This is a genomic window from Nonomuraea turcica, from assembly GCF_030718205.1.
GTDB lineage: Bacteria > Actinomycetota > Actinomycetes > Streptosporangiales > Streptosporangiaceae > Nonomuraea.
Window position 1 is genome coordinate 480,289 of sequence record NZ_JAUZQF010000002.1, and the last position, 24,404, is coordinate 504,692.

Here is a 24,404-nt window from a genome sequence, read left to right on the forward strand (position 1 = left end):
CCTCTAGAGCAGAGTGGCGTGAAGACGTTCGTCGAACGAGCGCAGGGCGTCGGACGACGGCCCGCCATACGCTCGGCGGAAGTTCTTGACCCTGTGCAGGACACGCTCCGAGCCATACGTCGTCCCCACAGTGAGCGCATTGGACGCCAGATACAACGCCTCGTCGTAGTGCCCCGACATGGCCTCAGCAGCCGCTACCTCAGTCATGAGCACGCCCCGCTGCTTCGGACCGGGTTGGGCCGACAAGAGCGACTCGTTGAAGGCGGCAACGGCTTCGGCCGGCCTCTTGAGGCGTACCATCACCAGGGCGCGATAGCCCGCCAACTTCGCATGATCGAACGGGAACACCCATGGCCAGGGTGGCGCGACGGCCCGCTCGCTAGCCCGTACCGCTGCCTCGGCCGCCCTCAACGCCTGAAGCGCTGCCGTCTCGTCATGTGCGGTCGCGTGACCGAGCGCTTCGAGGCTCGACAGCCACGCACGGCCGGTGGCCGGTGGCCGCTCACCGATCTCCCGCCGCGCCCTCACCAAGAGATTCAGTCCGATCAGCGGGTCGGCGGCGTCGATCTCGAACGCGGCCAGACTACCGATCATGTACGCAGCCAGCAGCGCGTTGTTGGCCTGCCGCGCGCTGTCGATAGCGCGACGGTAGTAGAAGCGCGCCGAACCGGTGTCCTGCATGTCGGCATGCACCCAGGCCGCGAAGCCCGCCGCCTCGCTCAGACCGGCCCGGACCTCGTCAGCATGCGGAGATCGCGACGCGCGGCCGAGAACGCGGTTCGCGAGATCGACCTGGGCCACGGCTGGACGGGCGAGTTCACGCGCAGGTGTGACGGCCTCCAAACGACGCTGGGCGCCGGTGATGCTGGTCAGCGTGGCGGCCGTCGTCTCGTCCACATCCGGGCGCTTGGGCAGGGCCACGCCCGCCAGCGCGGTCAACGCCACCGCCTTGCCGAAATCTCTGCGCTTCGTCGGATCCTCATCCCCTCGGGCTCCGAATCGGAGCAAGTGAAGCGGCACCCCGATCTGGATGGATATCTCCCGAACCTGGTCCACAGTGAGCGGCTGACGGCCACGCAGCACCTTGGACACCCAGCTCTGGGAGTAGCCGACCGCCTCAGCAAGCTGGCCCTGCGTCCAACCGTGTACCCGCCGCACCTCTTCGAGGATGGTTGGGAGATCACACTCGGCGAGGGCAGCGGCCACGACTGGCCCGGACCAGAACTGCGGCGGTATCTGGGTCACAACGCTAGGTTAAGCCGCCCAACTCGACCGTACCGATATTCGCGACGGGAATAGGCGTACCACCAGCAGCACTATGGCGTTCACCCGCGGTTTCGTGACGGCGACGCTCAGTACATGAACGCACTACCGCCTCAACCCCTGGCCGCCGCCCAACGACTGGCCGCCGCTCTTGCGGAGAAAGGGATCACTACCGACGTCCATCACGACTACGGCACGCCCATGGTGTCGGTCTGGCTCGGCCTGATCGTATGGTGCGAGGACGGCATGTACTGGTGGCACACTGGCTGGAACCCACGCAGACACCGAGCGATCTACGCAGGGCACCCCTTCACAGAGCTGGCCCGCGCCGCGCACCGAGTCGCCCTTCGCTACACGGAACTGCGCATGTCACACCCGCTCTCATCGCTGATCGCCGGAGTCCAGCCGTGTCTCTGACCGTGCAGCAAGTGCTCAGCAAGTTCCCCGGCTGGCAGATCACCGACATATCCGGAGGCTGGGTCGCCATGCGAGTCAACTTCGTGCCCAAGAACAGCGGTTTCTCCAACGTGCGTTGCGGAGAGACCTTGGAGGAACTGGCCGGCAATCTACACGCCGAGATCAGGCAGCAGAAGTCACGGCCACCTGCGGTAGGCAAGTAAGTCGATGGCAACCCGGCCAGCATGTGCGGCGCCCGGAAGTCCTGCCAGTTCAAGCCCTCCCGATCGAGGAAGGTGAACAGGTACTTCAGGTCGTATCCGTACGCGCTCAGGGTGTTCGGCGAGAACTCCCTGTTCCGGAGGTGATCCAGGAACCGGCAGACCGGCCCCACCAGCTCTCCCTCATCGTCGACCAGTCGCACCCGGCGGACGATCCCGCCGTCTCGCTCCTTGATGACCCGCATCTCGGCCTCCTCGCCTTGCGGCAGTAGGGATGTGGGTCAACGTATGCGACGAAGACGCCGCAGACCATGACCGTCGATCCCTGCAACCTGCAACCTGCAACTGCTCTACCAGGGACGCAGCCCCAACTCCGGCGGCGACTACGGCCTCCTGCCCTACCGGCCGGGCCTGCTGACACTGCAGCGCTAATGGCGTGACAGGTCCGGCTGGAGCCGGCGTGGCGGGCTCGATGCACGGCCGAGCCCGCCCGGGTCATGCGGCACCGGCGGCAGCCCGCCTCCCCCACACTCCGTGATTAGACTGCCGCCATGACCACGGAGTCGTCCCCTCTCACCATCGCTCAGCTCGCCGAGCTGGCCGGAGTCTCCACCGCGACGGTCTCCAAGGTCGTGAACGGCCGTTCCGAGGTGTCGTCAGAAACCCGCGCCGCCGTGGAGGAGCTCATCCGCCGGCACGGCTACCGGCGACAGCGCCGCCGTTCCACGCCGACGGCCCTGGTGGAGCTCGTCTTCCACGCGCTGGAGGGCGACTATCCCGTCGAGATCACCAAAGGCGTCGCGGAGACCGCCCGTAAGCACGACCTCACGGTGGCGATATCGGACCTGCACGGTGACCACACCGCTGCAGACGCCTGGCTGGAGAGTGTGCTGCGGCGCCGCCCGAGCGGCGTGATCGCAGTGTTCTCGGGACTGACCGAGACCCAACATGAACAGCTCGCCCTCCGCGAGATCCCGCTGGTCCTGCTGGATCCGGCCGACGCTCCCGCGCGGAACATCCCATCGGTCGGCGCCGGCAACTGGAACGGCGGGCTCACGGCCACCCGCCACCTTCTGGAGCTCGGGCATCGCCGCATCGCCATCATCACCGGACCCGACTCCGCGCTGCCCAGCCGGGCCCGTCTCGATGGCTACCGAACCGCCCTCGACATGGCCGGCGTGCCCGTCGACCTTGAGCTGATCGGCCGGGGGGACTTCCTCATCGAGGGCGGTCTGGCCGAAGCGCACCGCATGCTGCGCCTGCCCGACCGGCCAACCGCGATCTTCGCCACGAACGACGGCCAGGCCATCGGCGTCTACCACGCGGCCCGTCAGCTCGGCCTGCGCATCCCGGACGATCTCAGCGTCATCGGCTTCGACGACCTGCCGTCGGTGCGGTGGGCCATTCCACCGCTGACCACCATCCGCCAGCCCCTCGCCAAGATGGCCGGCGCGGCAACCTCGATGCTGCTGACGCTGGCCCATGGCGAGCAACTGCCCCAGAGCCGCGTCGAGCTGGCCACCGAACTCGTCGTACGCGAGAGCACCGGGCCTCCCCTACTCTCAACCGCCTGAGCCGAAGCGCGGCCTCCAAGGGGCAGCACCGTCCGGCGCCCAGCTCACCCACGAGCGCGGGGACGCCGGTCGCCGTGATCTCCTTCACCAGGCTTTCCTCGAGTTGGGGTGCCGTCAAGAACTGCGCGACGAGCCGCATGGCGGCCTTTGTACCGCTCGGCCAGCCGTACCCCGACGAAGACCAGCACCGCCGCCACCACCATGGCGGTCACCACGTTCGTGCCGAGGCCGACGTAGGTCTCGACCCGTGACCAGTTCTCGCCCAGGAAATACCCGGCCAGCACGAAGACGGTGTTCCAGATCAGGCTCCCGACCATCGTCAGCAGGGTGAACGTCGGCAGCGGCATCCGCTCCACGCCCGCCGGGATCGAGATGAGGCTGCGGAAGAGGGGGATCATCCGGCCGAAGAACACCGTCTTGCGGCCGTGGCGCTGGAACCAGGCCTCGCTCTTCTCGATGTCGGACACCTTCACCAGCGGCAGCTTGGCGGCGATGGCCAGCACCCGCTCGCGGCCCAGCAGCGCCCCGACCCAGTACAGCGCCAGCGCGCCGATCAGCGAGCCGAGGGTCGTGCACACCAGCACGTCCAGCAGGCCCATCTCGCCCCGGCTGGCGGTGAAGCCCGCCAACGGCAGGATCACTTCGCTGGGCAGGGGCGGGAACAGGTTCTCCAGCGCGATCGCGAGGCCCGCCCCGGGGGCCCCGAGACTCTCCATCAGTCCAACGAGCCAATCAGTCATGAGGGTGAGACTCAACGACGAACGTGGGAACGGCCTGAGAAAGGGCTGTGATTCATCCGTCAGTGCACCCATAGAGCGTCTCGCCGCCCGATGTGAGCACGGACTTGCAGTTCTGCTCGATCCACTGGGGTCCCTGCAGTCCGGGACATTTCGGTCGGATTTGCCTGGCCTCGCACACCTGGCCAAACGACGCACAACCCGTGTCGGTCGTCCGGCCTAGGACCAGGGAAGCAGCATGGTGAAGTGAGCGCCTTCGCCGGGTGCCGTCCTGAGTTCGACGCGGCCGCCGTGGGCCTCCAGGATCGCGGCGGTGATGGCCAGGCCGAGCCCGGTGCCGCCGCGGGTACGGGAGCGGGCCTCGTCGACCCGGTAGAACCGGTCGAAGATGTTCGGCGCGGCCTCCAGCGGCACGCCAGGCCCGTCGTCGATCACTTCCAGTACGACGCGGCCGCGCGATTCCAGGCTCCCCGCGGCGGCCACAGGAGGTCCTGGCTGTTTGGCGGGCATGCCTACGCGGACGTGTACGGGCGTGCCAGGCGGGGTGTGGGCCATGGCGTTACTGACGAGGTTCGTGATCACCTGGCGCATCCGATGTTCGTCCACCGTGACGCGGACCGGTTTGTCGGCGCTTTCCAGGATCAGTGGCCGCTCCGGGTCGCGGGCTTTGGCGTCGTGCACGGCGTCCTCGACGAGCGTGCGGATGTCCAGTTCGGCCAGGTCCAGCGCGCGTTCCTGGTCCAGCCGGGCCAGCAGCAGCAGGTCGTCGACCAGCCGGCCCAGGCGGATCGCCTCGTTCTCGATCCGGCCCATCAGCCGGTCCACGTCGGCCCGGTCCGGGGCGCCGCCGCGGCGGTTCAGCTCGGCGAAGCCGCGGATCGACGTCAGCGGGGTGCGCAGTTCGTGCGAGGCGTCCATGACGAACCTGCGCAGCCGCGACTCGGACTGCTCCCGTTGGCGCAGCGCGGCGGAAAGCCTGCCGACCATGGTGTTCAGGGCGCCGCCGAGCCGGCCGACCTCGGTACGCGGATCCGACGCGACCCGCAGATCGAGGTGGCCGCCGGCGATGTCCTCCGCGGTCTTCTCGATCTTGGTCAACGGCCGCAGTCCCAGCCGTACCAGCAAGAACCCACCCACGCCGAGGGCGAGCAGCACGGTGATCCCGACCCCGGCCTCGATCCAGATCAGCCGCGTCACGGTCACCTCGGTGGTCTCCGTCGACTGCGCGGCCACGACGATCCGCGGCCCTTCGGGCGTCGTCCGCCGCGACACCAGGACGCGCCACCCGGCGCCGCCGCGCTTGTCGTCGACCGTGAACGGACGCTCGTCGTACTGGCCGATGGTGGTCGAGTTGATCACCGGCAGTACCGGCCCGTCCGCGGTGACCGGGGCGGACAACTCCGGCGTCCCGTTGTCGTAGAGCACCAGGACCGCGAAGTCCGTGGGCAGACCGTCAGACTGGCGCTGAAGGTCGTCCGGCGACGGCGACGACCCTCCCGGGCGGCCGTCCACCCGCTGCGCGAAATCCCTGAGCTGGTCGTCCATTCGGACGATCATCGACGTGCGGAGCAGCACGACGCTCGCGACCCCGATGGTGCCCACGCCGACGGTAGCCAGCACCAGCAAGACCATGACCAGGCGCGCCCGTAGTGTCCACGGTCTGCGCCACCGGTTCTTGCTCAACGCTCTTCCCTGGGCAACCGCAGTGAGTAGCCGACGCCCCGGATGGTGTGGATCAGCGGCGGTTCCACCGAGTCGATCTTGCGGCGCAGATAGCTGATGTACGACTCGACGATCCGGCCGTCCCCGCCGAAGTCGTAGCTCCACACCCGGTCGAGGATCTGCGCTTTGCTGACCACCCGCTCGGCGTTGACCATCAGGTACCGCAACAGGTTGAACTCCGTGGGCGACAGCGGCACCAGCCGGCCGGCCCGGTGGACCTCGTGGGCGTCCTCGTCGAGCACGAGATCGGCGTACCGGAAGGTGCCGCCGTCCGGAAGGACGTCGGCGCCGCCGTTGGTGCGCCGGAGGATCGCCCTCAGCCGCAGCACGACTTCCTCCAGGCTGAAGGGCTTGGTCACATAGTCGTCGCCACCGGCCGTCAGGCCCGCGATCCGGTCCGCCACGGCGTCCCGTGCGGTCAGGAAGAGCACCGGCAGCTGGTCCTGCACCGTACGGAGGCTGCGGGCGAGGTCGAAGCCGTCGGTGTCGGGCAGCATCACGTCCAGGATCACGATGTCCGGCCGGACGCGCCGGACCGTGGCCAGCGCTTCGGCTCCGCAGTCCGCCGCGTGTACGGTGAACCCGCTGAGCCGGAGCGCTGCCGACAGCAGCTCCAGGATGTTCGGTTCGTCGTCCACTACGAGGACAGTCGCCTCACCACGCTGCTGATCCACCTGACCAGCGTCGACGACGAACCTGGGAACTTCCTGAGAACGCGCTGTGAGTCATCCGACCGTGCACTCGTGAAGCGTCTCGCCCTCGCCGATCGCGGTGAGCACGGGCTTGCAGTGCTGCTCGATCCACTTGGACCGCTCGATGACCCTGTTGTCGTCCCCCATCCCGCCGCCGGCCAGCCCGCCGATGAGCACGAACCGCAGCCTGCCCGCCCGCACCCACGCGGTCAGCTGGTCCGTCGAGGGCGCGGGGTCGCGGCCGTCGAACCCGCCCATTCCGATGACGGTCTCGTCGGTGGCGACGATGTACGTGTTCGCGGCCTGGGCGCCGCCCTCGACCGCCATCGTGATCTCGGCTCCGGACGAATGTGACTTGGCGTAGTCCAGGACCTTGCGTTGGTCCGCGGTGAGTTCCCCACTGTCCAAGCCAATCGGCATCTCGTTGTCCGCCGGCCCCGCGGCCGGCAAGCTCGCGGGGGCGGTGGAGGCGAACGCACTGGCCCCCGACCACACGGCAGGTGCCAGCAATACCGCGACGAGTCCGAGCACGGGTGCCACCCTCGGGATCTTACGCAGCGCCAAGGCCGGGATCGCGGCCAGCGCGACGATCACCACCGCGTACCGCAGCCAGCCGTGCCACGAGGTGTCCCGGGAGATGACCACCCACGCCCACGCCGCGGTCACCGCGACGCCGGCGGGCAGCACGAGCCAGGTCCGTCCCTCGGGCTCCCGGTACTTCCGGAACGCCCACACTGTGCCCGCACCGACGAGTGCTCCGATCGCGGGTGCCATGACGGTGGTGTAGTACGGGTGGAAGACGCCTTTCTGGAAGCTGAACACGAGGGCGTACACCAGGAGCCAGCCGCCCCACAGCACCCAGCCCGCGCGGCCGGCGGTGTCCGCCGGGGCGGACCGGCGCCACCGCCGGAAGCCGAGCACCGCCGCCACCACCAGCGCGATCAGCGCCAGCGGAAGCAGCCAGCTGATCTGCCCGCCGACGGCGTCGGCGAACATCCGATCGATACCGGACGGGCCGCCGAACGACGGGCCCCCGGGGCCCCCTGGGCCACCGGGCCCGCCGGGTCCTCCGGGGCCACCTCCGCCCGACGGGGGTGTACCGGTCGCCGCCCCGCCGTTCGCCGTTGCTTCAGCGCCGAACACGCGGCCGAGCCCGTTGTGGCCCAGCACCAGGTCCAGGGCCGTGCCGTTGGTGCTGCCGCCGATGTACGGCTTCTGGCCGGGCCACAGGTCGACCGCCGCCACCCACCACAGTGAACTCGCCACCAGCACCACAGCCGCACCGGCCAGGTCGAGCACCTGACGGCGCCAAGGCGCCTTGTTGCCGACCAGGTAAGCGGCGAAAACGGCAGGAAGGACGATGTACGCGGCCGCCATCTTCGCCAGGAAGCCGCAACCGACCAGGAAGGCCGTGAACAGCAGCCACTTCGTCCTTCTGCCTGGTTCCACCGCTTTCATCGCGCGGGTGAAGGCGTAGGCCGCCGCGACGAGCGTGAGGACGAGCATGGTGTCGGTGTTGTTCGTGCGGGTGGTCGCCACGGTGATCGGGGTGAGCGCGAAGATCAAGGCGGCGATGAGCGCGGCGTTCTCCCCCGCCCACATCCGGACCGTCCGGTGCAGCAGGAAGATCGCCGCGACGCCTTCGATCACCTGCGGCAGCAGCACGGACCAGTTGTGGAAGCCGAAGATCCACACCGAGACCACCTGCGGCCACAACGCCAGCGGCGGTTTGTCCACCGTGACCACACCGGCCGGGTCGAGCGAAGCGAACAGGAAGTTCGTGAAGTTCAACGACATCGACTTGACCGCGGCGGTGTAGTACGTGTTGCCCCAACTGCCGCTCCACAGCCCCCAGCCGTACAGCGCCGCCCCCAGCACGAGGATCGCGATGAGCGCGTACCGCGGCCGGCGCCTGGGAGGTTGCCCTGCCGGTTCGATGGGCACTGTCTGCTCCGCTTGGCCAGTGTCGGCGGCGGTCATGTGTTTCCCTTTCCCTGGTTGAAAACCCAGCCACGCAGCAGGACGAACCGGCCGGCCGTGCCCAGCACGGACGCGCCGAGCAACACGACCAGCTCGAGGAGACGCGAAGGTCCGGCCACTGCCGAGTGCAGGACCAGCAGCGCGCTCGACGTGAACGCGTAGTAGAGACAGAAAACGATGAGACCTTGCAGGTGCACCCGGCCGGACGAGCCACGGGAGCCGAGGAACGTGAACCGCCGGTTGGCCTCGGTGTTGACCATCGTGGTGATCACGAGCGCCAGCAGGTTGGCCGTCAACGGGTTCATCGCCGACCGGAAGAGCGCGTAGAGCAGCAGCGTGACCGCCGTGGACAATACGCCGATCGCAGCGAACGACAACAGTTGCCAGACCAGACCGGTGTCCCGTCTGGACACCACCGCGTCCGGGTGGGACGGCTTGGGTTCCGGACGTCTTGGCAGGTCGGCGACTCTCGCTGTGCCGCCGGCTTTCGCCCTCGCCACCCGGATCAGGCCGCGAATGTCCTCGATCGCGGTCGACCCGATCTTGACCCGGGTGTCGATGTCCTCCACCCAGTCGACCGGCACCTCGTGCACCCGCAGTCCGTTGTGCTCGGCCAGCAGCAGCAGTTCGGTGTCGAAGAACCAGTTGTCGTCCTTGATGTGGTCGAGCAGCGGGCGGATCACGTCCGTGCGCGCGGCCTTGAATCCGCACTGGGCGTCGGAGAACTTCGCACCGTGGCTGAGCCGGATGATCGCGTTGTAGCACCGGGAGATCAACTCACGCTTCGGGCCCCGTATGGTCCTCGCGCCCGGCGCCAGTCGCGAACCGATCGAGACGTCCGAGTGGCCGTTGACCAACGGAGCCACCAGGGGCAGCAACGCGTCCAACCCGGTCGACAGGTCCACGTCCATGTAGGCCACCACGTCGGCGTCGCTCCATTGCCACGCCCTGCGCAGGGCACGGCCACGGCCCTTGTCGTCGAGATGCAGCACGCGGACCTGATCCGTCGTTTCGGCCAGTTCGTCGGCGATCGCCAGGGTGGCGTCGGTGCTGGCGTTGTCGACGATGGTGATGGTCCACTCGAACGGGAACTGTTCCCCCAAGTACGACTGCAGGACTTCCACGCAGCCGCGCAGCGCGCGTTCCTCGTTGTACACCGGGATCACGACGTCGACCGTGGCGGCTTTTGTCGCACCGGTCAGGTCCGGCGGAGTCGCCGGGGCTGGAATGCCAATCATGACTAAAGGTTTGCCAGGCGCAACCGCGAGGAGGCTGGACGGAACCTCAAAGGAGCCTGGGAGGCGGCGATATTCATACATTCTGGGATGGCAGATTTGTGCCATGGCTTTCCTTCGCCCTAAGTCCTCAACGAGGATCGGGAATGCGTATTCAGCGCATCATGAGTCGGCGTTTTCCGTGTTCTCTGCGCTCCCGGCGCGGGCGTCCCGGCGGAACTCGCGGAATGTCGCCCACAGAACGGAAACGACCGCGACCGCCATGAGCGCGGCGAGGATCCGGAACTCCAGGGTCGGCGCGTACATCTTCGCCATCTCGTCCGCGAGGACCTCGGACGCCGGGTCTCCGCCGGAAGGCGCTGCGTCTCCGCCGGGAGGAGGCTCACCGGTGAACATCTCCACTGGCGGGCCTCCAGGAGGCCCCGAATCCGCCGCCGGGAACAGCACGGGGAGATAGGCCAGGAACGAGGCCACCTGGACGAGGACAGGCACATACCAGAGACGGCGCGGCAGGTAGAACGCGGCGATCACGGCGAGTACCTCGGCCAGGTAGAAGTAGCGCTCGTGCATCGACGGCAGGAGGAACGGCATCAGGACGGCCGAAGTCGCTCCCATCAGCACGATTTTCGCCGTCGTCAGCTGCACCCGGCTGAGCAGTACGCCGAGGCACAGCCCGACAATCACCAGCCCGGTCACCGCGACACCGATGGGCCGGATCAGCGCCGCGTCGGCGCCCGCCGGGAGGAACTGGTAGATCGACGGCGCGTTCAGCGACAGCGCCGAATATGAGCTGGCCTGCTGGGCGTACACCGACAACAACTGCCCCGGGGGCGCTCCGGCCAGCAGCGCCGGCACGTCCAGCAGCAGGACGACCCCGGGGACGGCCAGCAGCACCCGCCACGGCATCCACTTCTTCAGTACCAGCACCAGGAGCAGCGGGAACAGGAAGATCGCCTGCAACTTGAAGGCCAGCGACAGGCCGAAGAAGAGGCCGGCCGGCCACGGCCGCCGGCGAAGGAGGAAATACACGCCGCCCAGGCCGAACGCGGCGTAGATGGAGTCGGCCTGCCCCCACATCCCGCTGTTGGTCGCCACGGTGGGGAGGAACAACACGATGAGGGCGGCCAGTGGCGGTAACCAGCGGCCGATGTGGCGCAGCGCGACGATGCGGTAAGTGAAGTACGCCAGTACCAGGTCGAACGCCACCGAGATGATCTTGATTCCGGCGAGCGGGGGTATCGGTAGATAGGTCAATAATGCGATCAGGTACAAATAAGGGACGTTGTAGTCCGCAAAACGGTGCTTGAGGGCGCCGAATCCACCATGTGTGGAGATGAAGTCATACCAGCTTTTGACAAAGAATTTGTAGTCGAAGGACTCGTGGTCGAACATGGCGACTCTGGCCATGACCGCGATCACGGCCGCCGCGGCCACCAGTCCCATTCGGCGGAATGTTCGTTTCCGATTCTCGTCGCTGTCGACGGATTCCGTTTCTACTGACACGCCGCGACCGTAGAGTGCGTTTGTGCGAATGACCTGGACGTTGTGCGAGTAAACCCTGAGAACCAGTTCTTTGCAACGCCCTTCAGGCGCCGATCGGTGCCAGCGGCAGGCGGACGGTGAAGGTCGCCCCTTGGCCCAAGCCCTCGGAGGTGGCCGTGATGTTGCCGCCGTGGGCGCGGGTGATGCCGCGCGCGATGGTCAGGCCGATGCCACTGCCGCCTGCGGGGGCCGGGCGCCCGGGGTGCTCGACGCGTTCGAACCGGGTGAAGATCCGGGTGAGGTCGTGGGCGGCGATGCCGACCCCGTCGTCCTGGACGGTGATCTCCACGTGCGGGGCCGGGCCGTCGCCGGTGCGCACGGTGACCGAGACCCGGCCGCCGGGATCGCAGGCACGCAGGGCGTTGCCCAGGAGGTTGACCAGCACCTGGGCGATGCGGCCTGAATCGAGCAGGGCCCTGACCGGCGGGCCGGGGGCCATGGCGAGCGTGACCTGGCCGTCGTCGAACTGGGGACGCAACTTTTCGATGGTGGTCCGCGTCAGGGCCGTCACGTCGGTGAGGGAGTGCCGCAGGGTGAACGCGCCCTCCTCGACCCGGGAGAGGTTGGACAGGTCGTCCGTGAGACGCCGCAGCCGGGTGAGATCGTCGGTGAGGGAGGCGAACATGGCGTCATCGGGGGTGAAGATGCCGTCGGCCATTCCCTCGATCTGGCCGTTGAGGATGGTGATCGGGGTGCGCATCTCGTGGGCGATCTCCGAGACCAGGCGGGCGCGGCGCCGCTCGATGTCGGCGAGTGCGGCGGCCAGCCGGTTGACGTCCTCGACCAGTGCGGCGAGTCCCGGCTCGCGGGGAACGTTGAGGACATCGTCGTAGTGCCCGTCGGCGAGGCGGTGCGTCGCCGCACTGACCTGGCGCAGAGGCCGGAGCAGGAACCGGGAGAACACGAAGGACAGGGCGAGCGCCGAGATCAGGCCGGCGGTCAGTGCGGGCAGGACCATCTCAAAAGCGATGTTTCCTTCGTCCTGGCTGGCCAGCGCGGCCACCAGTGCTTCAAAGTCGGTACGCCCGGTGACGGGCACCGGCTGCCCGATCACGCCGGAGGTGGCGTCCATCACCACGAGCGACACGACCAGGACCGTCATGTGGGACAGCGTCAGGCGGATGGTCAGCGGCAGCGCCGGCAGCCGTCGCACCGCGCTGCGCAGCGCGCCGGCCCAGGCGGTCCTCCGGTGACGGGGCGGGCGGGTCATACGGCGGGACGGGCGAGGAAGCGGTAGCCGATGGCGCGCACCGTGCCCACGAACCGGGGCGCACTCGCGTCGTCGCCGAGCGCGCGCCGCAGCGTGCGGATGTGGACGTCCACCACGCGTTCGTCGCCGAAGAAGTCGCTGCCCCATACGTGCTCGATCAGCCCGCGGCGGGTGAACACCCGGCCCGGCGCGCGGGCCAGGGCCACCAGCAGGTCGAAGTCGAGCGCGGACAGCTCTACCGTACGCTCGTCGTCGCAGGTGACCGTACGCGTGCCGGGGTCGATGACCAGGCCGTCGAAGCGCAGCGTCCGTTCCTCCGCGGCCTGGGCCGGGCCTTCCGCGCGGCGCAGGATGGCCCGCGCCCGCAAGGCGAGCTCACGGGCGCTGAACGGCTTGGTGACGTAGTCGTCGCTGCCCGCGGTGAAGCCGATGACCCGGTCCACCTCCTCGGTCCGGGCGGTGAGCAGGATCACCGGAACCTGGCGGGTCGCCCGGATACGGCGCAGCACCTCGAACCCGTCCAGGCCGGGCAGCATCACATCCAGCACGATCAGGTCAGGCTCCTCGCGGACGGCCGAGGCGAGGCCGGACGGGCCGTCCGCCGCCTCCAGGACCTCGAAGCCGTCCGCCTCCAGATAGCCGCGCAGCGTCATCCGGATCTTGGGTTCGTCGTCAACGACCAGAATGCGCTGTGTGCTCATGGTTCTCCCTGCCACGGGCCGTCGTGAGCTTGGCCGCTTCCCGATAGAGCATTTCGAAGGTGTCCAGGGTGAGCCCGATGTCGTGGCGGGCGACGATCTCACGGCTGGCTTCGCCCATGCGCGTCCGGCCTTCGGGGTCGCCCAGGATCGAGCCGAGGGCTTCGGCCAGGGCCGGGACGTCGCCAGGCGGGAAGAGCAGTCCGTTGCGTCCTTGGTGCACCAGATGGGGCAGCGCCGTGGCGTCCGCGGCGACGACGGGCTTTCCGGCGGCCATGGCCTCCATGGTAGCCAGGCTCTGCAGTTCGGCCGTTCCCGGCATGCAGAACACGTCGCAGCGGGCGTAGGCGTCCAGGACCTCCTGATCACTGACCAGGCCGTGGAAGGTGACGCGGTCGGCGACGCCGAGTGCGCGGGCCAGGTGCTCCAGGCCACGGCGGTGGGAGCCGTCGCCCACGATCTCGGCCGTGACCGGGAGCCACGTGGGCAGCAGGGACAGGGCGCGCAGGAGTTCGTCCACGTTCTTCTCCGCGTCCAGCCGGCCCACGAACAGCACGCGCAGTCCCTCGCCCTGGTTCTTCGCCGTGTGCTGTGCGAAGCGGTGCAGGTCCAGGCCGCAGGACACCGGGAGGACGGCGTCACCGACGAGGCCGTGCTCGCGCATCAGCCGCACGGCGCTGGGGGTGGGGGCGGTGATGACCTGGGCGCGGTGGAAGACCCGTACGAAATCGCGCCAGGCCAGCCGGCACGCGGCGGTGGCCAGCCACTCGGGGAGGGAGGTGTAGCCGACGAGGTTCTCCGGCATGAAGTGGTTGGTCGCCACCACCGCGATGGCCGTGCGCCGCGCGGCTCTGATCAGAGTCCGGCCCACGGCGAAGTGGGACTGCACGTGGACGACGTCGGGTGCTATCCGGTCCAGCAGCCGGGCGGCCGAGCCGCGGATCTGCCAGGGCAGGCAGACACGGAAGGTGGGATGGAACGGGGTGCCGTGTGAGGGGAGCCGGTGCACGGTCGGACCGTCGGGCGTGACGCGCTCGGGACCGGCGCCCGTGGCGGGGCAGATCACGTGGACCTCGTGGCCTCGGCCGACGAGTCCGGTGGCCAGGCGGTGGGCGAAGTTCGCGGCGCCGTTGACGTCGGGCGGATAGGTGTCCGCGCCGATGACGATACGCCGGATGGGACTGCCGGACATGAGGTGCTCCTGTCGTGCGGAAACGGAGAGGAAGGGGGCAGCCGGGTGGGGATGTCGTGGGAGAGGCCGACGACCCCGCCGATCGCGACGGCGGCGAAGGCCAGCCCCAGGGCGGCGATCGGCACGGTCAGGCCGGGGGCCTCGCCGAGCAGGCCGATGCCGATGGTGACGGCGACCAGCGGGTCAACGACGGTGAGGGTCGCCACCGTGCTCTCGGGCGGACCGTCGGCGTACGCGCGCTGCACGAACCAGAAACCGGCCAGGATCGTCGCCGCCAGACCGGCGAGCGTGCCGAACAGCGGCGCGCTGACGCCGTGCGAGACGAACTCCTCCGTCGCCGCCCGGACCAGCGTCGAGGTGCAGCCGTAGGCGGCACCCCCGCCTATACCCAGGACCAGGCACCGGGCCCGGCCCCTGAGCGGATGGGCGACCAGCAGGCAGACGGCCATCACGGCGAACACCAGCGCACCGGCCTGGATCTGCGCCGCCACGGGGACCGGGCGGGGGACGGTGTTCAACGCGGCGAGCACCGCGAAACCGCCCGTACCGACGAGGATCGCCGCCAGCGCCGAGCCGGTGTCCCACCGCAGCGGGGCGCGGCGCAGCCGCAGCGCCCACACCACGCTGATCACGATCCCGAGCACCCCGGCCGGCTCGACCACGGTCACCGGGGCCAGTCGCAGGGCGATGACCTGCAACACTGCCCCCGCCGTCAGCAGCGCCAGCCCCGCCAGCCATCGGGGCCGCCGCAGCGCGGCCAGTAGGGACGCGCCACCCGCCGACGCGCTGTGCTGCAGCCAGGTCCCGGCCGTGAAGCAGCAGGCGTTCAGGACCGCCAGGCCGATGGCAAGCCAGGTCATCTGCCCTCCCGGCTCGCAGCCACGGCGCCGGCCAGTCTGCCCTCCCGGTTCGCCGCCACCGCGCCGGCCAGGATGAACAGCAGGCTCATCTCCAGCGCGAGGGTGATCCGCTCGGCCAGCCCCAGCCAACTGCCGATCTCCTGGACCAGCGGGGTCGGGTCCGGGGTCATGACGCACAGATGCGCGCACATGAAAGCGACGCAGCCGGCCACACTCGCCCACGAGGTACGACGCAATGCCCGCGCCGTCGTCTCCCACCCGGGCCGTCGTCCCAGCCGCCGGGCGATCAGCAGTGTGGCGGCCGGGAGCGCCGCCACGGCTCCGCCCGCCGCGTACCGGTGCACCAGCCCTTCTATAGTGGGGACGCCCGGCGTGTCGGTCGGAAAGACCACGGCGAGGGCCAACCCGCCGCACCACGCGCCCAGCAGGACGATCGCCGGCGCGCCGACCGGCAGCCTGGACCGTACGAGTCCGGCGACCAGCGCCGTCGATCCCATCGAGAGACAGGCCACGGTCCCGGCGAAGACCTGGTCCGCGCCGTCGCTCAGCGCGTAGTCGCTGAACACGTTCCGGACGGTGTCCACCTGCTTCGCCCAGCCGAGGTGTAGGGCGGCGGCGCCGACCAGCGCCCCGGCCAGCCCGGCATGAGCCGCGACCACGAGTTTTCGGGTGAGGGAAAAGCTGTCCACACCACGACAGCGAACCGGGGCATCATGTGGCGCGTACGACTTCGACCGTGAAGCTTCTGTGAAGCAGGCGCCGTGTTCGGCAGAACCTTGGCCGCCCACTCGGCACGGCACGCCGGCCAGGCCGCGGAGCCGGTCCGCAGGAGGGCGGGCCGGCTCCGGGGTTCGGGCGTCACATGGGGATCAGACGCGGGTCCACTTCTGGTTGTTCTGGCCGTTGCACGTCCAGATGCGCGCCTTGGTGCCGTTGGCGGTGCCGCCGACGTCCAGGCACTTGTTCGCGCCGACGGCGGTGATGGTGCCGTCGGCGTTGAGGCGCCACTTCTGGTTGTTCTGTCCGTTGCAGTCCCAGATGATCACGCTGGTGCCATCCGCCGTCCCGGCCCCATTCACGTCCAGGCACTTGTTGCCGTAGACCCGCAGCTCACCGGCGCTGGTGGAGGTCCACTGCTGGTTGGCCTGCCCGTTGCAGTCCCAGATCTGCGCCTGCGCGCCGTTGGCCTGCGAGGCGCCGTTGACGTCCAGGCACCAGTTCGACCCCACGCCCCGCAGCGCGCTCGTACTGCCCGGAGGCAAGCCGTCCCCCTGCCCGACGCCCCTGCCGTTGAAGGTGATGGAGTCCACGTCGAACGAGTTCGCGGACGGCGCCTTGAACACGACATGGACATTGCGGGTGCCACCGGGGTCGGTGACCTGCACCGCCGGCAGCGACACGTAGGTGTTCCATCCCCCGGTTGCCGACACGGGGCTGGAGGCGATGAGCGCCCCGGTCGGTGAGTCGGCGCGCAGCTCGATGGACGCCCCGGTGCTGGACGGCGCCGAGACTCGGAAGGACACCGTGTCGATCCCGGACAGGTTGATCGGGCTGAAGGAGATCCAGTCATTGTTGGAGATGTCGCCGATGCGCCTGCCACCCTCGGCTCCGGGCTCGTCGACGATCCGGATTCCGGACGAGCCGGTGAAGTGCTCGGCCTGCTTGTGTTTCGGCTGCAGCGTGATGCCGGCGCTGCCCTTCAGGCCGCCCTTGTCGGTGTAGTCGGCGGACAGCGCGTAGTAGACGTTGGAGGCCTCGTCATGGCCGGAGGCGGTGGTCGTGGCCGTCCCGGAGCAACCGGTGTACTGGCCGGTGTCGTGGGCGTGCTGGTCATGGCCGAGCGCCGTGATCACGTTGACCTTGGTGCAGTCGACGGCGCCGTCCTCGGCGTCGGTGACGTTCACCGTGTAGGCCACCTGATCGCCGAAGTCGATGAATCCACCGTCGGGTGGAGCCGAGAAGGCCACCTTGGGACGAGTGTTGCCGACGACGATGGGCAATGTGATGCTGCCCGTCTTCCCGCCGGAATCCCGTACGGTCAGCTTGGCCGTGTAGGTGCCGTTGGTGTTGTAGGTGTGAGAGGGGTTGGCGCTGGTGGAGGTCCCGCCGTCGCCGAAGTCCCACGCGTAGGTGATCGCGTCGCCGTCGGGATCGGAGGAGCCGGCAGAGGAGAACGCCACCGTCAGCGGCGCCGCACCCGAATCGGGGTTGGCGCTCGCCTTGGCCAGGGGCGCTCGGTTTCCGGCTACGTAGTCGACGCGGTAGATGCTGTCATCGGTGTTCGCGTGGCCGAAGCCATTGCCCCAGTCGGCCATGTACAGGGCGCCGTCCGGACCGAACTTCATGTCGATCGGCGCATGCGGGGCGAGCTGTGCCACGAAGGGGTTGATCTTCAGGAGGTTGCCCGAGGAGTCCAGGCGGAACTCCTTGACGAAGTTGCGGCTCCATTCGTAGAGGAACGGCGTGCCGTCGAAGTATTCGGGGAACTTGCGGTCAGACCTGCCGGCGGGGTCGTAGCGGTAGAACGGTCCCCCCATCGGGCCCGCACCACCGCAGCAGTCGATCTCGGGGAACTCGGCCGAGGCGTGGTAGTTGTACCACACGGTCGCGGGCTTGGCCGCGGGCAGGTTGGTCAGGCCGGTGTTGTTGGGCGAGTTGTTGACCGGCGCCGAGCAGTTGAACTTCGCGCCGGAGGTGTTGGTGGCGAAGTTGAAGTCGTTGTACGCGATGTTGTTGGCGACGCAGTACGGCCAGCCGTAGAAGCCCGGCTGCTTGATCAGGTTCCACTCGACGGTGCCCTCGGGACCGCGGCTGGAGTTCGCGGCGCCCGCGTCGGGGCCGTAGTCACCCAGCGAGATCCAGCCGGTCACCTTGTCCACCGAGAAACGGAACGGGTTGCGGAAGCCCATCGCGTAGATCTCCGGCCGCGTCTGGGCGGTGCCGGGCGCGAACAGGTTGCCGGACGGAATCGTGTAGGTGCCGTCGGGCTCGGGGTGGATGCGCAGGATCTTGCCGCGCAGGTCGTTGGTGTTGGCCGAGGACCGCTGGGCGTCGTAATGCTCCCGGCCCGGCCGCTCGTCGATCGGAGCGTAGCCGCTGGAGGCGTGGGGATTGGTGTCGTCACCCGGGCCGACGTAGAGATTGCCCCCCGGGCCGAACGCGAGGTAGCCGCCGGTGTGGCCGGGCTCGTCGACGTTGCGGTACGCCGGAACCTCGATGATCTTCTTCTCGCTCGCCAAGTCGAGGCTGGTGCCGTTGAAGGTGAACCTCGATACCCGGTTCACCTCACCGCCATTGGACGGCGAATAGTTGACGTAGATCCAGCCGTTGGTGGTGAAGTTCGGATCCAGCGCCAGCCCGATGCCGCCGTCCTCGCCGCCGTCGTACACCGGCAGGGTGGCGATGACGCGCGTGCCCCCGCCATTGGCGGGGATCATGTTCACCTTGCCCGAGCGCGAGATGTAGAAGACCCTGCCGTCGGCGGCCACGTCCAGTTCCATCGGCTGGTCCGGTGCGCCGTCGAGGATCACCTTCTGGAACCGGGCCGCGACCGTGCCGCCGCAGTCACCCGGCTCCGCGCCCGCCGCCCACTTCACCGCACCCAGCAGGTGCTGTTTGAACAGCGGCTCCGCATAGGAGGACGCCTGGTGGCCCATCGCGGTGGCCCACACCCGGCCGCCCTCAGGGTTGTGACACCAGGAGATCGGGTGGTCGGCGCCCATCTTGCTCGGCCCCGCGTCATAGGTGGTCTCATCCGCGGTCACCAGCACGTGCACCGAGCCGCGCATGTTCTTGTCGAAGTTGTACCACTCCTCCGGACGCACCCACCGATCCGGCAGCCCCTTCGTGGAGGGGTGAACCTTGTCGGCCACCTTGGCGGTCCCCTGCACGGTCGCCGAATGCGCGGTCATGTGCGCGCCGGCCAGCACGACCTGATCCCACCAGGGGAACTGCGCCTCGATGTTCATGTCGGTGGCGTTGTGGATCGCGACCACGCCGCGGCCACTGCGCACATACGCCTGGAAGGCCTGACGCTGGGTGTCGTTGTCCCACACCATGCCGTTGGTCTGGAACATGATCACCGCGTCGTAGGTGTTCAAGGTCGCGGTCGTGAAGACGGCGGAGTTCTCGCTGTGGTCGAGCTGGAAGTTGTTGTCGGTCGCCAGCTGCTGGAACATCGCGACACCGGCGGGGATGGAGTCGTGCCGATAGGCGCCGCTCGCGGTCTCGGTGAACAGCAGCACCTTGAACTGCGGAGCGGCCGCGTGCGCCACCAGCGGCACCGCGGACAGCAGCAGCCCTAAGAGGGCTGCGGTCAAGACGGGAAGTAAGCGTGATGTTCGCATGAAGGGTCTCCTGGGGGTACCGGCAACGGCCGGAGTCGAAGGGGCGGTCCACTCCCCGGGGTGTGGACGATGGCCTCAGACGCGGGTCCAGCGCTGGTTGGTTCCTCCGGTGCAGGTCCAGATGCGCGCCTTGGTGCCGTTGGCGGTGCCGCTGACGTCCAGGCACTTGTTGGCCCCGATGGCGGTGATGGTGCCGTCGGCGTTGAGGCGCCACTTCTGGTTGTTCTGGCCGTTGCAGTCCCAGATGATCACCGCGGTGCCGTCCGCCGTCCCGGCCCCGTTCACGTCCAGGCACTTGTTGCCGTAGACCCGCAGCTCACCGGCGCTGGTGGAGGTCCACTGCTGGTTGGCCTGCCCGTTGCAGTCCCAGATCTGCGCCTGCGCGCCGTTGGCCTGCGAGGCGCCGTTGACGTCCAGGCACCGGTTCGACCCCACGCCCCGCAGCGCACTCGTACTGCCCGGGGTGCTGGTCAGTTCCTCGATACGGATGTTGCGGAAGGACACCACGTCGCCGGACCCGTGGTTCTGGATGCCGATGTAGCCCTGCTGGAGCGAGCGAACCGGATCGGTGTTGGTGAAATCGTTGATTTTGCTGCCGTTGAGGAACACCTGCAGCCGCTCACCCTCCACCAGCAGCTCATAGGTGTTCCACTGCCCCGGCGGGTTCAGCGCCGCGTCGCGGGCGGCGATGTCGGCGGCCTTGAACCCGTAGATCGCCCCGGTCGTCTTGTCCGTGGTGTCGGTTGCGTCGATTTGCACCTCGTATCCGGTGTTGAGCGCCGCGTTGGGGTCACTGGTGGCCGGGAACCCGACGATCACACCGGAGTTGGAGTCGCCGGTCATCTTCCAGTCGAGCTTGAGCGAGTAGGAGCGGAACTCCTTGGCGCTGTACCACAGCATGCCCATGCCGCCCTGGGAGGTCAGCGTGGCGTCGCTGTTGGCGAACGACCCCGGCCCTGCCTGCGACCAGCCCATCGTCGACCCGTTGTACAACGTCGTGTACCCGGTCTCCGGGCGGCAGTCGGCGTTGGTGGCCTTGGCCGCGTACCGGATTCCGCCGAGCAGCAACGTGCGGAAGCTCGGGTCGGCGTACGACTCCCGGGTATGGCCCAGGCCGGTGTAGAACGCGCGGCCGGAGGACTGGGGGCGGCACCAGGTGATCGGATGATCGCCCATGCCGCCGCCGCTGTAGCTGCTCTCGTCCAGGCTCTGCAGCACCCGGACGTTCGGGCGGGGGTTGGAGCGGTAGTTGTACCACTCGTCGGTACGCGACCAGGTCGCCCCCAGGTGAGCGGTCGCGGCGTGCGCCCGGTCCTCGTTCCGTACGGTGGCCCGCTGGATCGCCGGGTGGTTGTTGAACCAGGCCCCCATCAGCTGCCCGTAGTACGCCCAGTTGTACTCGGTGTCCGCGGCCGAATGCACTCCTACGTAACCGCCCCCGCCGTCCACATACGTCTGGAAGGCGGCCTGCTGGTTGTCGTTCAGCACATCACCGGTGGTGTTGAGGAACACCACCGCCTGGTACTGGGCCAGGTTGGCCGTGCTGAAGGCGTTCGAGTCCTCGGTGGCGTCGACGGCGAAGTCGTTGGCGGCCCCCAGGTCGCGGATGGCCTGGATCCCATCGGGGATCGAGTCGTGCCGGAACCCGGCCGTCTTGGAGAACACCAGCACCTTGAAGGCGGCGGCCTGGGCAGGTATGGCGGGGATCACCGTCGCGGCGGCGGCAGCGGCGATCGCCACCACGGTCACCGACAGGCGTCGCAGCACAGATGTCTTTCGGCCGCTCCCCGCGATGCGCCCGAGCGCGGCGGGGGTCAGATGTCGCAGCATGGGTGGCCTTTCAGGTCGGGTGGTGTGATGGGTGGCCTCAGACGCGGGTCCATTGCTGGTTGGTTCCTCCGGTGCAGGTCCAGATGTTCACCTTGGTGCCGTTGGTGGTGCCGGACCCGGACACGTCCAGGCACTTGTTCGCCCCGACGGCGGTGATGGTGCCGTCGGCGTTGAGGCGCCACTTCTGGTTGTTCTGTCCGTTGCAGTCCCAGATGATCACGGCGGTGCCGTCCGCCGTCCCGGCCCCATTCACGTCCAGGCACTTTCCGCCGTAGACCCGCAGCTCACCGGCACTGGTGGAGGTCCACTGCTGGTTCGGCTGGCCGTTGCAGTCCCAGATCTGCACCTGCGCGCCGTTGGCCTGCGAGGCGCCGTTGACGTCCAGGCACCGGTTCGACCCCACACCCTTGAAGGCGCTCGTGCTCCCTGAGGGCGAGGTGCCGGTGTCGAGGGTGAAGGCGTCGACGTCGAACAGGTAGCCCTGTCCGGTCGGGCCGCGGAAGACCAGGTACAGCGTCGTCGTGCCGGCCGGCGCGCCGCTGAGGTTCGCCGAGACGTCGGTGAAGACGTCCCAACTGCCGGTGCTCGCGACGTTCACCGTTCCCAGCAGGGTGCCCGTCGCCGAGCCCGCCCGCACCTCGATCCGGCCGCCCGCGCCGGCCGAGGACACCCGGGCGGTGATCCTCGTCGCGTTGCCCAGGTTGTACGGCTGGAAGGAGATCCAGTCGCCGTCGTCGGTGAAGCCGACCGTCTTGCCGCCTTCCGCGGTGGCGTGGTCGGTCGTCTGGATGCCCTGCTGGGCGCCGAAGTGCTCGGCCTGCCGGTGCCGCGGCTGGAGCGTACGGGCGCTGGTGGAGGTCAGACCGCCCTTGTCGGTGTAGGAGGCCTCGAAGACGCCGTAGATGTTGGCCGCGGTGTCATGCTCACCATCGGCCGGCAGCGAGATGGAGCCCGAGCAGCCGGTCTTGGAGGTGATCTTGTGGCGGTGGCTGTCGTGGCCGAGGTAGTAGGCGACGGTGACCTCGGCGCAGTCGATCGTGCCGTCCTCCGGGTCGCTGACGGTGACCTGGAAGGGCACGGTGTCGCCGAAGGAGAACAGTTGCCCGTCGGCAGGGGTGGTGAGGCTGACCGTCGGCGCGGTGTTGCCGACGTTCACGATCACGTTCGCCGTGCCGGTGAGACCCTGCGGGTCCCGGACCGTCAGCGTCGCCGTGTAGGCGCCGTTCGTGGTGTAGGTCTTGCTCGGACTCGCCGCCGTGGAGGTGGTGCCGTCGCCGAAGTTCCACGAGTACGTCAGCGCTCCACCCTCCGGGTCGGAGCTGCCCGCCGAGGAGAAGTTCACCGTCAGCGGGGCCGGTCCCGACGTCTTGTCGGCGGACGCCTTGGCGATCGGATTGCGGTTGGCGTTGCCGATGTGCTCGATTCGATACAGCGCCTGGTTGTTGTTCCCGGTCCCGTAGTCGAGGACGTATAAGGCCCCGTCAGGACCGAAGGCCATGTCCATCACCTGCGTGCCCGACCAGGGGAACGCCGAGATCTCCCCGTAGGCGCCGTCCGGCTTGACCTCGATCGCCTTGATCCAGCGCCGGCCGTACTCACCGGCGAAATACCGCCCGTCGAGCGCCTGGGGGAACTTGATGGCCGAGTTCAGATTCGCGTCGTAGCGGTAGACCGGACCACCCATCGGCGACTCCGACCCGGAGCCGAACTCCGGCGGAGATCCGGCGTCCCCCGCGTACCTGATCCACGCCGGCTTCGCCGCAGGCAGCGTGGTCAGGCCGGTGTTACGGAAGGAGTTGTTTGTGGGGCCGCCCGCGCAGTTGTACTTCGGGCCGGTGCTGTTGGTGGCGAAGTTCCATTCGTTGTAGGTCTCGCTGGTTGTGTTCGTGCCCGTGCAGTACGGCCAGCCGTAGTTGCCCGGGCCGGTGATGCGGTCGAACTCCACCTGCCCGCTCGGCCCGCGGTTGGAGTTGGTCACACCCGCGTCCGGCCCGTAGTCGCCGAGGTAGACGATGCCGGTCGCCTTGTCCACGCTCATCCGGAACGGGTTGCGGAGGCCCATCGCGTAGATTTCCGGCCGGGTCTTCGCCGTCCCCGGTGGGAACAGGTTGCCGCTGGGAATCGTGTAGGTGCCGTCGGGCTGCGGCTTGATGCGCAGGAGCTTGCCGCGCAGGTCGTTGGTGTTGGCGGCCGAGCGCTGGGCGTCGAACTGCGGGTTGCGGTTGGTCCGCTCGTCCAGCGGGGAGTAGCCGCTCGACTCGAAGGGGTTGGTGTCGTCGCCGGTGGTGAGATACAGGTTTCCGGCGGCGTCGAAGTCGATGTCCCCGCCCACGTGACAGCACTGGCCGCGGTCGTTCTGGACCCGCAGGACCACCTTCTCGCTGGTCATGTCGAGAGTGTCGTCCGACTTGAGGGTGAACCGGGACAGGTACAGCTCGCCCTTCCACTGGTCGAACTGCGCCTGCGTGCCGGTGCTGGGCGCATCACCGTTCGGTGTGCTCAGCCGCGGCGAGTAGTAGAGCCAGATGTACCGGTTCGACGCGAAGTTCGGGTCGACCGCCGCACCCTGCAGGCCCTCCTCGTCGTGCGTGTAGACGTTGAGCCTGCCGGCCACCTTCGTGTTGCCGTTGACATCGGTGACGCGCACCGTGCCGTCGCGCGCCGTGTGCACCACCGACCGGTTCGGCATCACGGCCAGCGACATCGCCTCACCCAGCTCCGCGCCACCCGAGGCGAGAGACACCTGCTGGTAGTCGGACGGCGGGATGTCGAGGGCGTTCGCCGGGGAGGCGTTGAGCGCGAGTGCTCCGGGAGTGATGAGCGCCATCGTGGCCAGCAAGGTGAGCCACGGACGTCGGGACATGAGTGTTCCCTCCTGCAACACGAAGACCAGTCAGGGCAAGGCG

At 68.5% G+C, this 24,404-nt stretch carries 18 protein-coding genes and 1 pseudogene; 3 read left to right on the forward strand and 16 right to left on the reverse strand.

Annotation, left to right across the window (positions count from 1 at the left end; translation table 11 throughout):
- Window positions 1-3: 3 nt before the first annotated feature.
- Entirely contained in the window at window positions 4-1,245 is a 1,242-nt protein-coding gene (locus tag Q9G87_RS07820) for a helix-turn-helix domain-containing protein (RefSeq protein WP_305915531.1), read from the reverse strand.
- 114 nt (window positions 1,246-1,359) lie between these two features.
- On the opposite strand from Q9G87_RS07820, the gene Q9G87_RS07825 reads away from it, so the two are divergent.
- Entirely contained in the window at window positions 1,360-1,680 is a 321-nt protein-coding gene (locus Q9G87_RS07825) for a hypothetical protein (protein ID WP_305915532.1), read from the forward strand.
- Window positions 1,671-1,883 carry a hypothetical protein gene (locus Q9G87_RS07830; RefSeq protein WP_305915533.1) on the forward strand — a complete coding sequence of 71 codons (213 nt, stop codon included), beginning with the start codon at window positions 1,671-1,673 and terminating at the stop codon, window positions 1,881-1,883. The genes Q9G87_RS07825 and Q9G87_RS07830 overlap by 10 nt, the downstream gene beginning before the upstream one ends.
- 32 nt (window positions 1,884-1,915) lie before the next feature.
- On the opposite strand, the pseudogene Q9G87_RS60595 reads toward Q9G87_RS07830, so the two are convergent.
- A pseudogene (locus Q9G87_RS60595) lies at window positions 1,916-2,125 on the reverse strand (site-specific integrase); the annotation flags it as partial.
- A 306-nt stretch (window positions 2,126-2,431) separates the two neighbouring features.
- Between Q9G87_RS60595 and Q9G87_RS07835 the strand changes: the two are divergent.
- Window positions 2,432-3,454, forward strand: a complete 1,023-nt coding sequence (locus Q9G87_RS07835; protein ID WP_305915534.1) for a LacI family DNA-binding transcriptional regulator — start codon at window positions 2,432-2,434, stop codon at window positions 3,452-3,454.
- Between the two features lie 44 nt (window positions 3,455-3,498).
- On the opposite strand, the gene Q9G87_RS07840 is transcribed toward Q9G87_RS07835, so the two are convergent.
- The 14 genes from Q9G87_RS07840 to Q9G87_RS07905 form a co-directional block, all read right to left on the reverse strand.
- A complete protein-coding gene (locus Q9G87_RS07840) occupies window positions 3,499-4,194 on the reverse strand; it encodes a DedA family protein (RefSeq protein ID WP_305915535.1) in 696 nt (231 codons plus the stop codon).
- 216 nt (window positions 4,195-4,410) lie between these two features.
- Window positions 4,411-5,874, reverse strand: a complete 1,464-nt coding sequence (locus tag Q9G87_RS07845; protein ID WP_305915536.1) for a sensor histidine kinase — start codon at window positions 5,872-5,874, stop codon at window positions 4,411-4,413.
- Window positions 5,871-6,587: a response regulator transcription factor gene (locus tag Q9G87_RS07850; protein WP_127932343.1), complete on the reverse strand. Its 717-nt coding sequence runs from the start codon at window positions 6,585-6,587 to the stop codon at window positions 5,871-5,873. The genes Q9G87_RS07845 and Q9G87_RS07850 overlap by 4 nt, the downstream gene beginning before the upstream one ends.
- A gap of 51 nt (window positions 6,588-6,638) precedes the next feature.
- A complete protein-coding gene (locus tag Q9G87_RS07855; RefSeq protein ID WP_305915537.1) occupies window positions 6,639-8,585 on the reverse strand; it encodes an ArnT family glycosyltransferase in 1,947 nt (648 codons plus the stop codon).
- Complete coding sequence (locus Q9G87_RS07860; protein WP_305915538.1) at window positions 8,582-9,823, reverse strand: bifunctional glycosyltransferase family 2/GtrA family protein; 1,242 nt, start codon at window positions 9,821-9,823, stop codon at window positions 8,582-8,584. Before Q9G87_RS07860 ends, Q9G87_RS07855 begins: the two co-directional genes overlap by 4 nt.
- A 159-nt stretch (window positions 9,824-9,982) precedes the next feature.
- Window positions 9,983-11,263, reverse strand: coding sequence for a glycosyltransferase 87 family protein (locus Q9G87_RS07865; protein ID WP_305915539.1), 1,281 nt, complete (start codon window positions 11,261-11,263; stop codon window positions 9,983-9,985).
- Between the two features lie 142 nt (window positions 11,264-11,405).
- On the reverse strand, window positions 11,406-12,572 hold the full coding sequence (locus Q9G87_RS07870) for a sensor histidine kinase (RefSeq protein ID WP_305915540.1): 1,167 nt from the start codon (window positions 12,570-12,572) through the stop codon (window positions 11,406-11,408).
- A complete protein-coding gene (locus tag Q9G87_RS07875) occupies window positions 12,569-13,273 on the reverse strand; it encodes a response regulator transcription factor (protein WP_305915541.1) in 705 nt (234 codons plus the stop codon). Before Q9G87_RS07875 ends, Q9G87_RS07870 begins: the two co-directional genes overlap by 4 nt.
- A complete protein-coding gene (locus Q9G87_RS07880; RefSeq protein WP_305915731.1) occupies window positions 13,245-14,447 on the reverse strand; it encodes a glycosyltransferase in 1,203 nt (400 codons plus the stop codon). The genes Q9G87_RS07875 and Q9G87_RS07880 overlap by 29 nt, the downstream gene beginning before the upstream one ends.
- Window positions 14,333-15,322: a DMT family transporter gene (locus tag Q9G87_RS07885; RefSeq protein ID WP_305915542.1), complete on the reverse strand. Its 990-nt coding sequence runs from the start codon at window positions 15,320-15,322 to the stop codon at window positions 14,333-14,335. Before Q9G87_RS07885 ends, Q9G87_RS07880 begins: the two co-directional genes overlap by 115 nt.
- Window positions 15,319-16,011 carry a DUF998 domain-containing protein gene (locus Q9G87_RS07890; RefSeq protein WP_305915543.1) on the reverse strand — a complete coding sequence of 231 codons (693 nt, stop codon included), beginning with the start codon at window positions 16,009-16,011 and terminating at the stop codon, window positions 15,319-15,321. The genes Q9G87_RS07885 and Q9G87_RS07890 overlap by 4 nt, the downstream gene beginning before the upstream one ends.
- 180 nt (window positions 16,012-16,191) lie before the next feature.
- On the reverse strand, window positions 16,192-19,668 hold the full coding sequence (locus Q9G87_RS07895; RefSeq protein ID WP_305915544.1) for a ThuA domain-containing protein: 3,477 nt from the start codon (window positions 19,666-19,668) through the stop codon (window positions 16,192-16,194).
- 75 nt (window positions 19,669-19,743) lie between these two features.
- Window positions 19,744-21,498, reverse strand: coding sequence for a ThuA domain-containing protein (locus Q9G87_RS07900; protein ID WP_305915545.1), 1,755 nt, complete (start codon window positions 21,496-21,498; stop codon window positions 19,744-19,746).
- Window positions 21,499-21,535: 37 nt separating this feature from the next.
- Window positions 21,536-24,361, reverse strand: coding sequence for a carbohydrate-binding protein (locus tag Q9G87_RS07905; protein ID WP_305915546.1), 2,826 nt, complete (start codon window positions 24,359-24,361; stop codon window positions 21,536-21,538).
- Between the last annotated feature and the right edge of the window lie 43 nt (window positions 24,362-24,404).

What these genes read in the sequence shown, in the direction of transcription:
- Q9G87_RS07840 (WP_305915535.1), bottom strand. Translation starts at nt 4,194, where the DNA reads ATGACTGATTGGCTCGTTGGACTGATGGAGAGTCTCGGGGCCCCCGGG.
- Q9G87_RS07885 (WP_305915542.1), bottom strand. Translation starts at nt 15,322, where the DNA reads ATGACCTGGCTTGCCATCGGCCTGGCGGTCCTGAACGCCTGCTGCTTC.
- Q9G87_RS07900 (WP_305915545.1), bottom strand. Translation starts at nt 21,498, where the DNA reads ATGCTGCGACATCTGACCCCCGCCGCGCTCGGGCGCATCGCGGGGAGC.
- Q9G87_RS07860 (WP_305915538.1), bottom strand. Translation starts at nt 9,823, where the DNA reads ATGATTGGCATTCCAGCCCCGGCGACTCCGCCGGACCTGACCGGTGCG.
- Q9G87_RS07875 (WP_305915541.1), bottom strand. Translation starts at nt 13,273, where the DNA reads ATGAGCACACAGCGCATTCTGGTCGTTGACGACGAACCCAAGATCCGG.
- Q9G87_RS07865 (WP_305915539.1), bottom strand. Translation starts at nt 11,263, where the DNA reads ATGGGACTGGTGGCCGCGGCGGCCGTGATCGCGGTCATGGCCAGAGTC.
- Q9G87_RS07835 (WP_305915534.1), top strand. Translation starts at nt 2,432, where the DNA reads ATGACCACGGAGTCGTCCCCTCTCACCATCGCTCAGCTCGCCGAGCTG.
- Q9G87_RS07870 (WP_305915540.1), bottom strand. Translation starts at nt 12,572, where the DNA reads ATGACCCGCCCGCCCCGTCACCGGAGGACCGCCTGGGCCGGCGCGCTG.
- Q9G87_RS07825 (WP_305915532.1), top strand. Translation starts at nt 1,360, where the DNA reads ATGAACGCACTACCGCCTCAACCCCTGGCCGCCGCCCAACGACTGGCC.
- Q9G87_RS07905 (WP_305915546.1), bottom strand. Translation starts at nt 24,361, where the DNA reads ATGTCCCGACGTCCGTGGCTCACCTTGCTGGCCACGATGGCGCTCATC.
- Q9G87_RS07895 (WP_305915544.1), bottom strand. Translation starts at nt 19,668, where the DNA reads ATGCGAACATCACGCTTACTTCCCGTCTTGACCGCAGCCCTCTTAGGG.
- Q9G87_RS07855 (WP_305915537.1), bottom strand. Translation starts at nt 8,585, where the DNA reads ATGACCGCCGCCGACACTGGCCAAGCGGAGCAGACAGTGCCCATCGAA.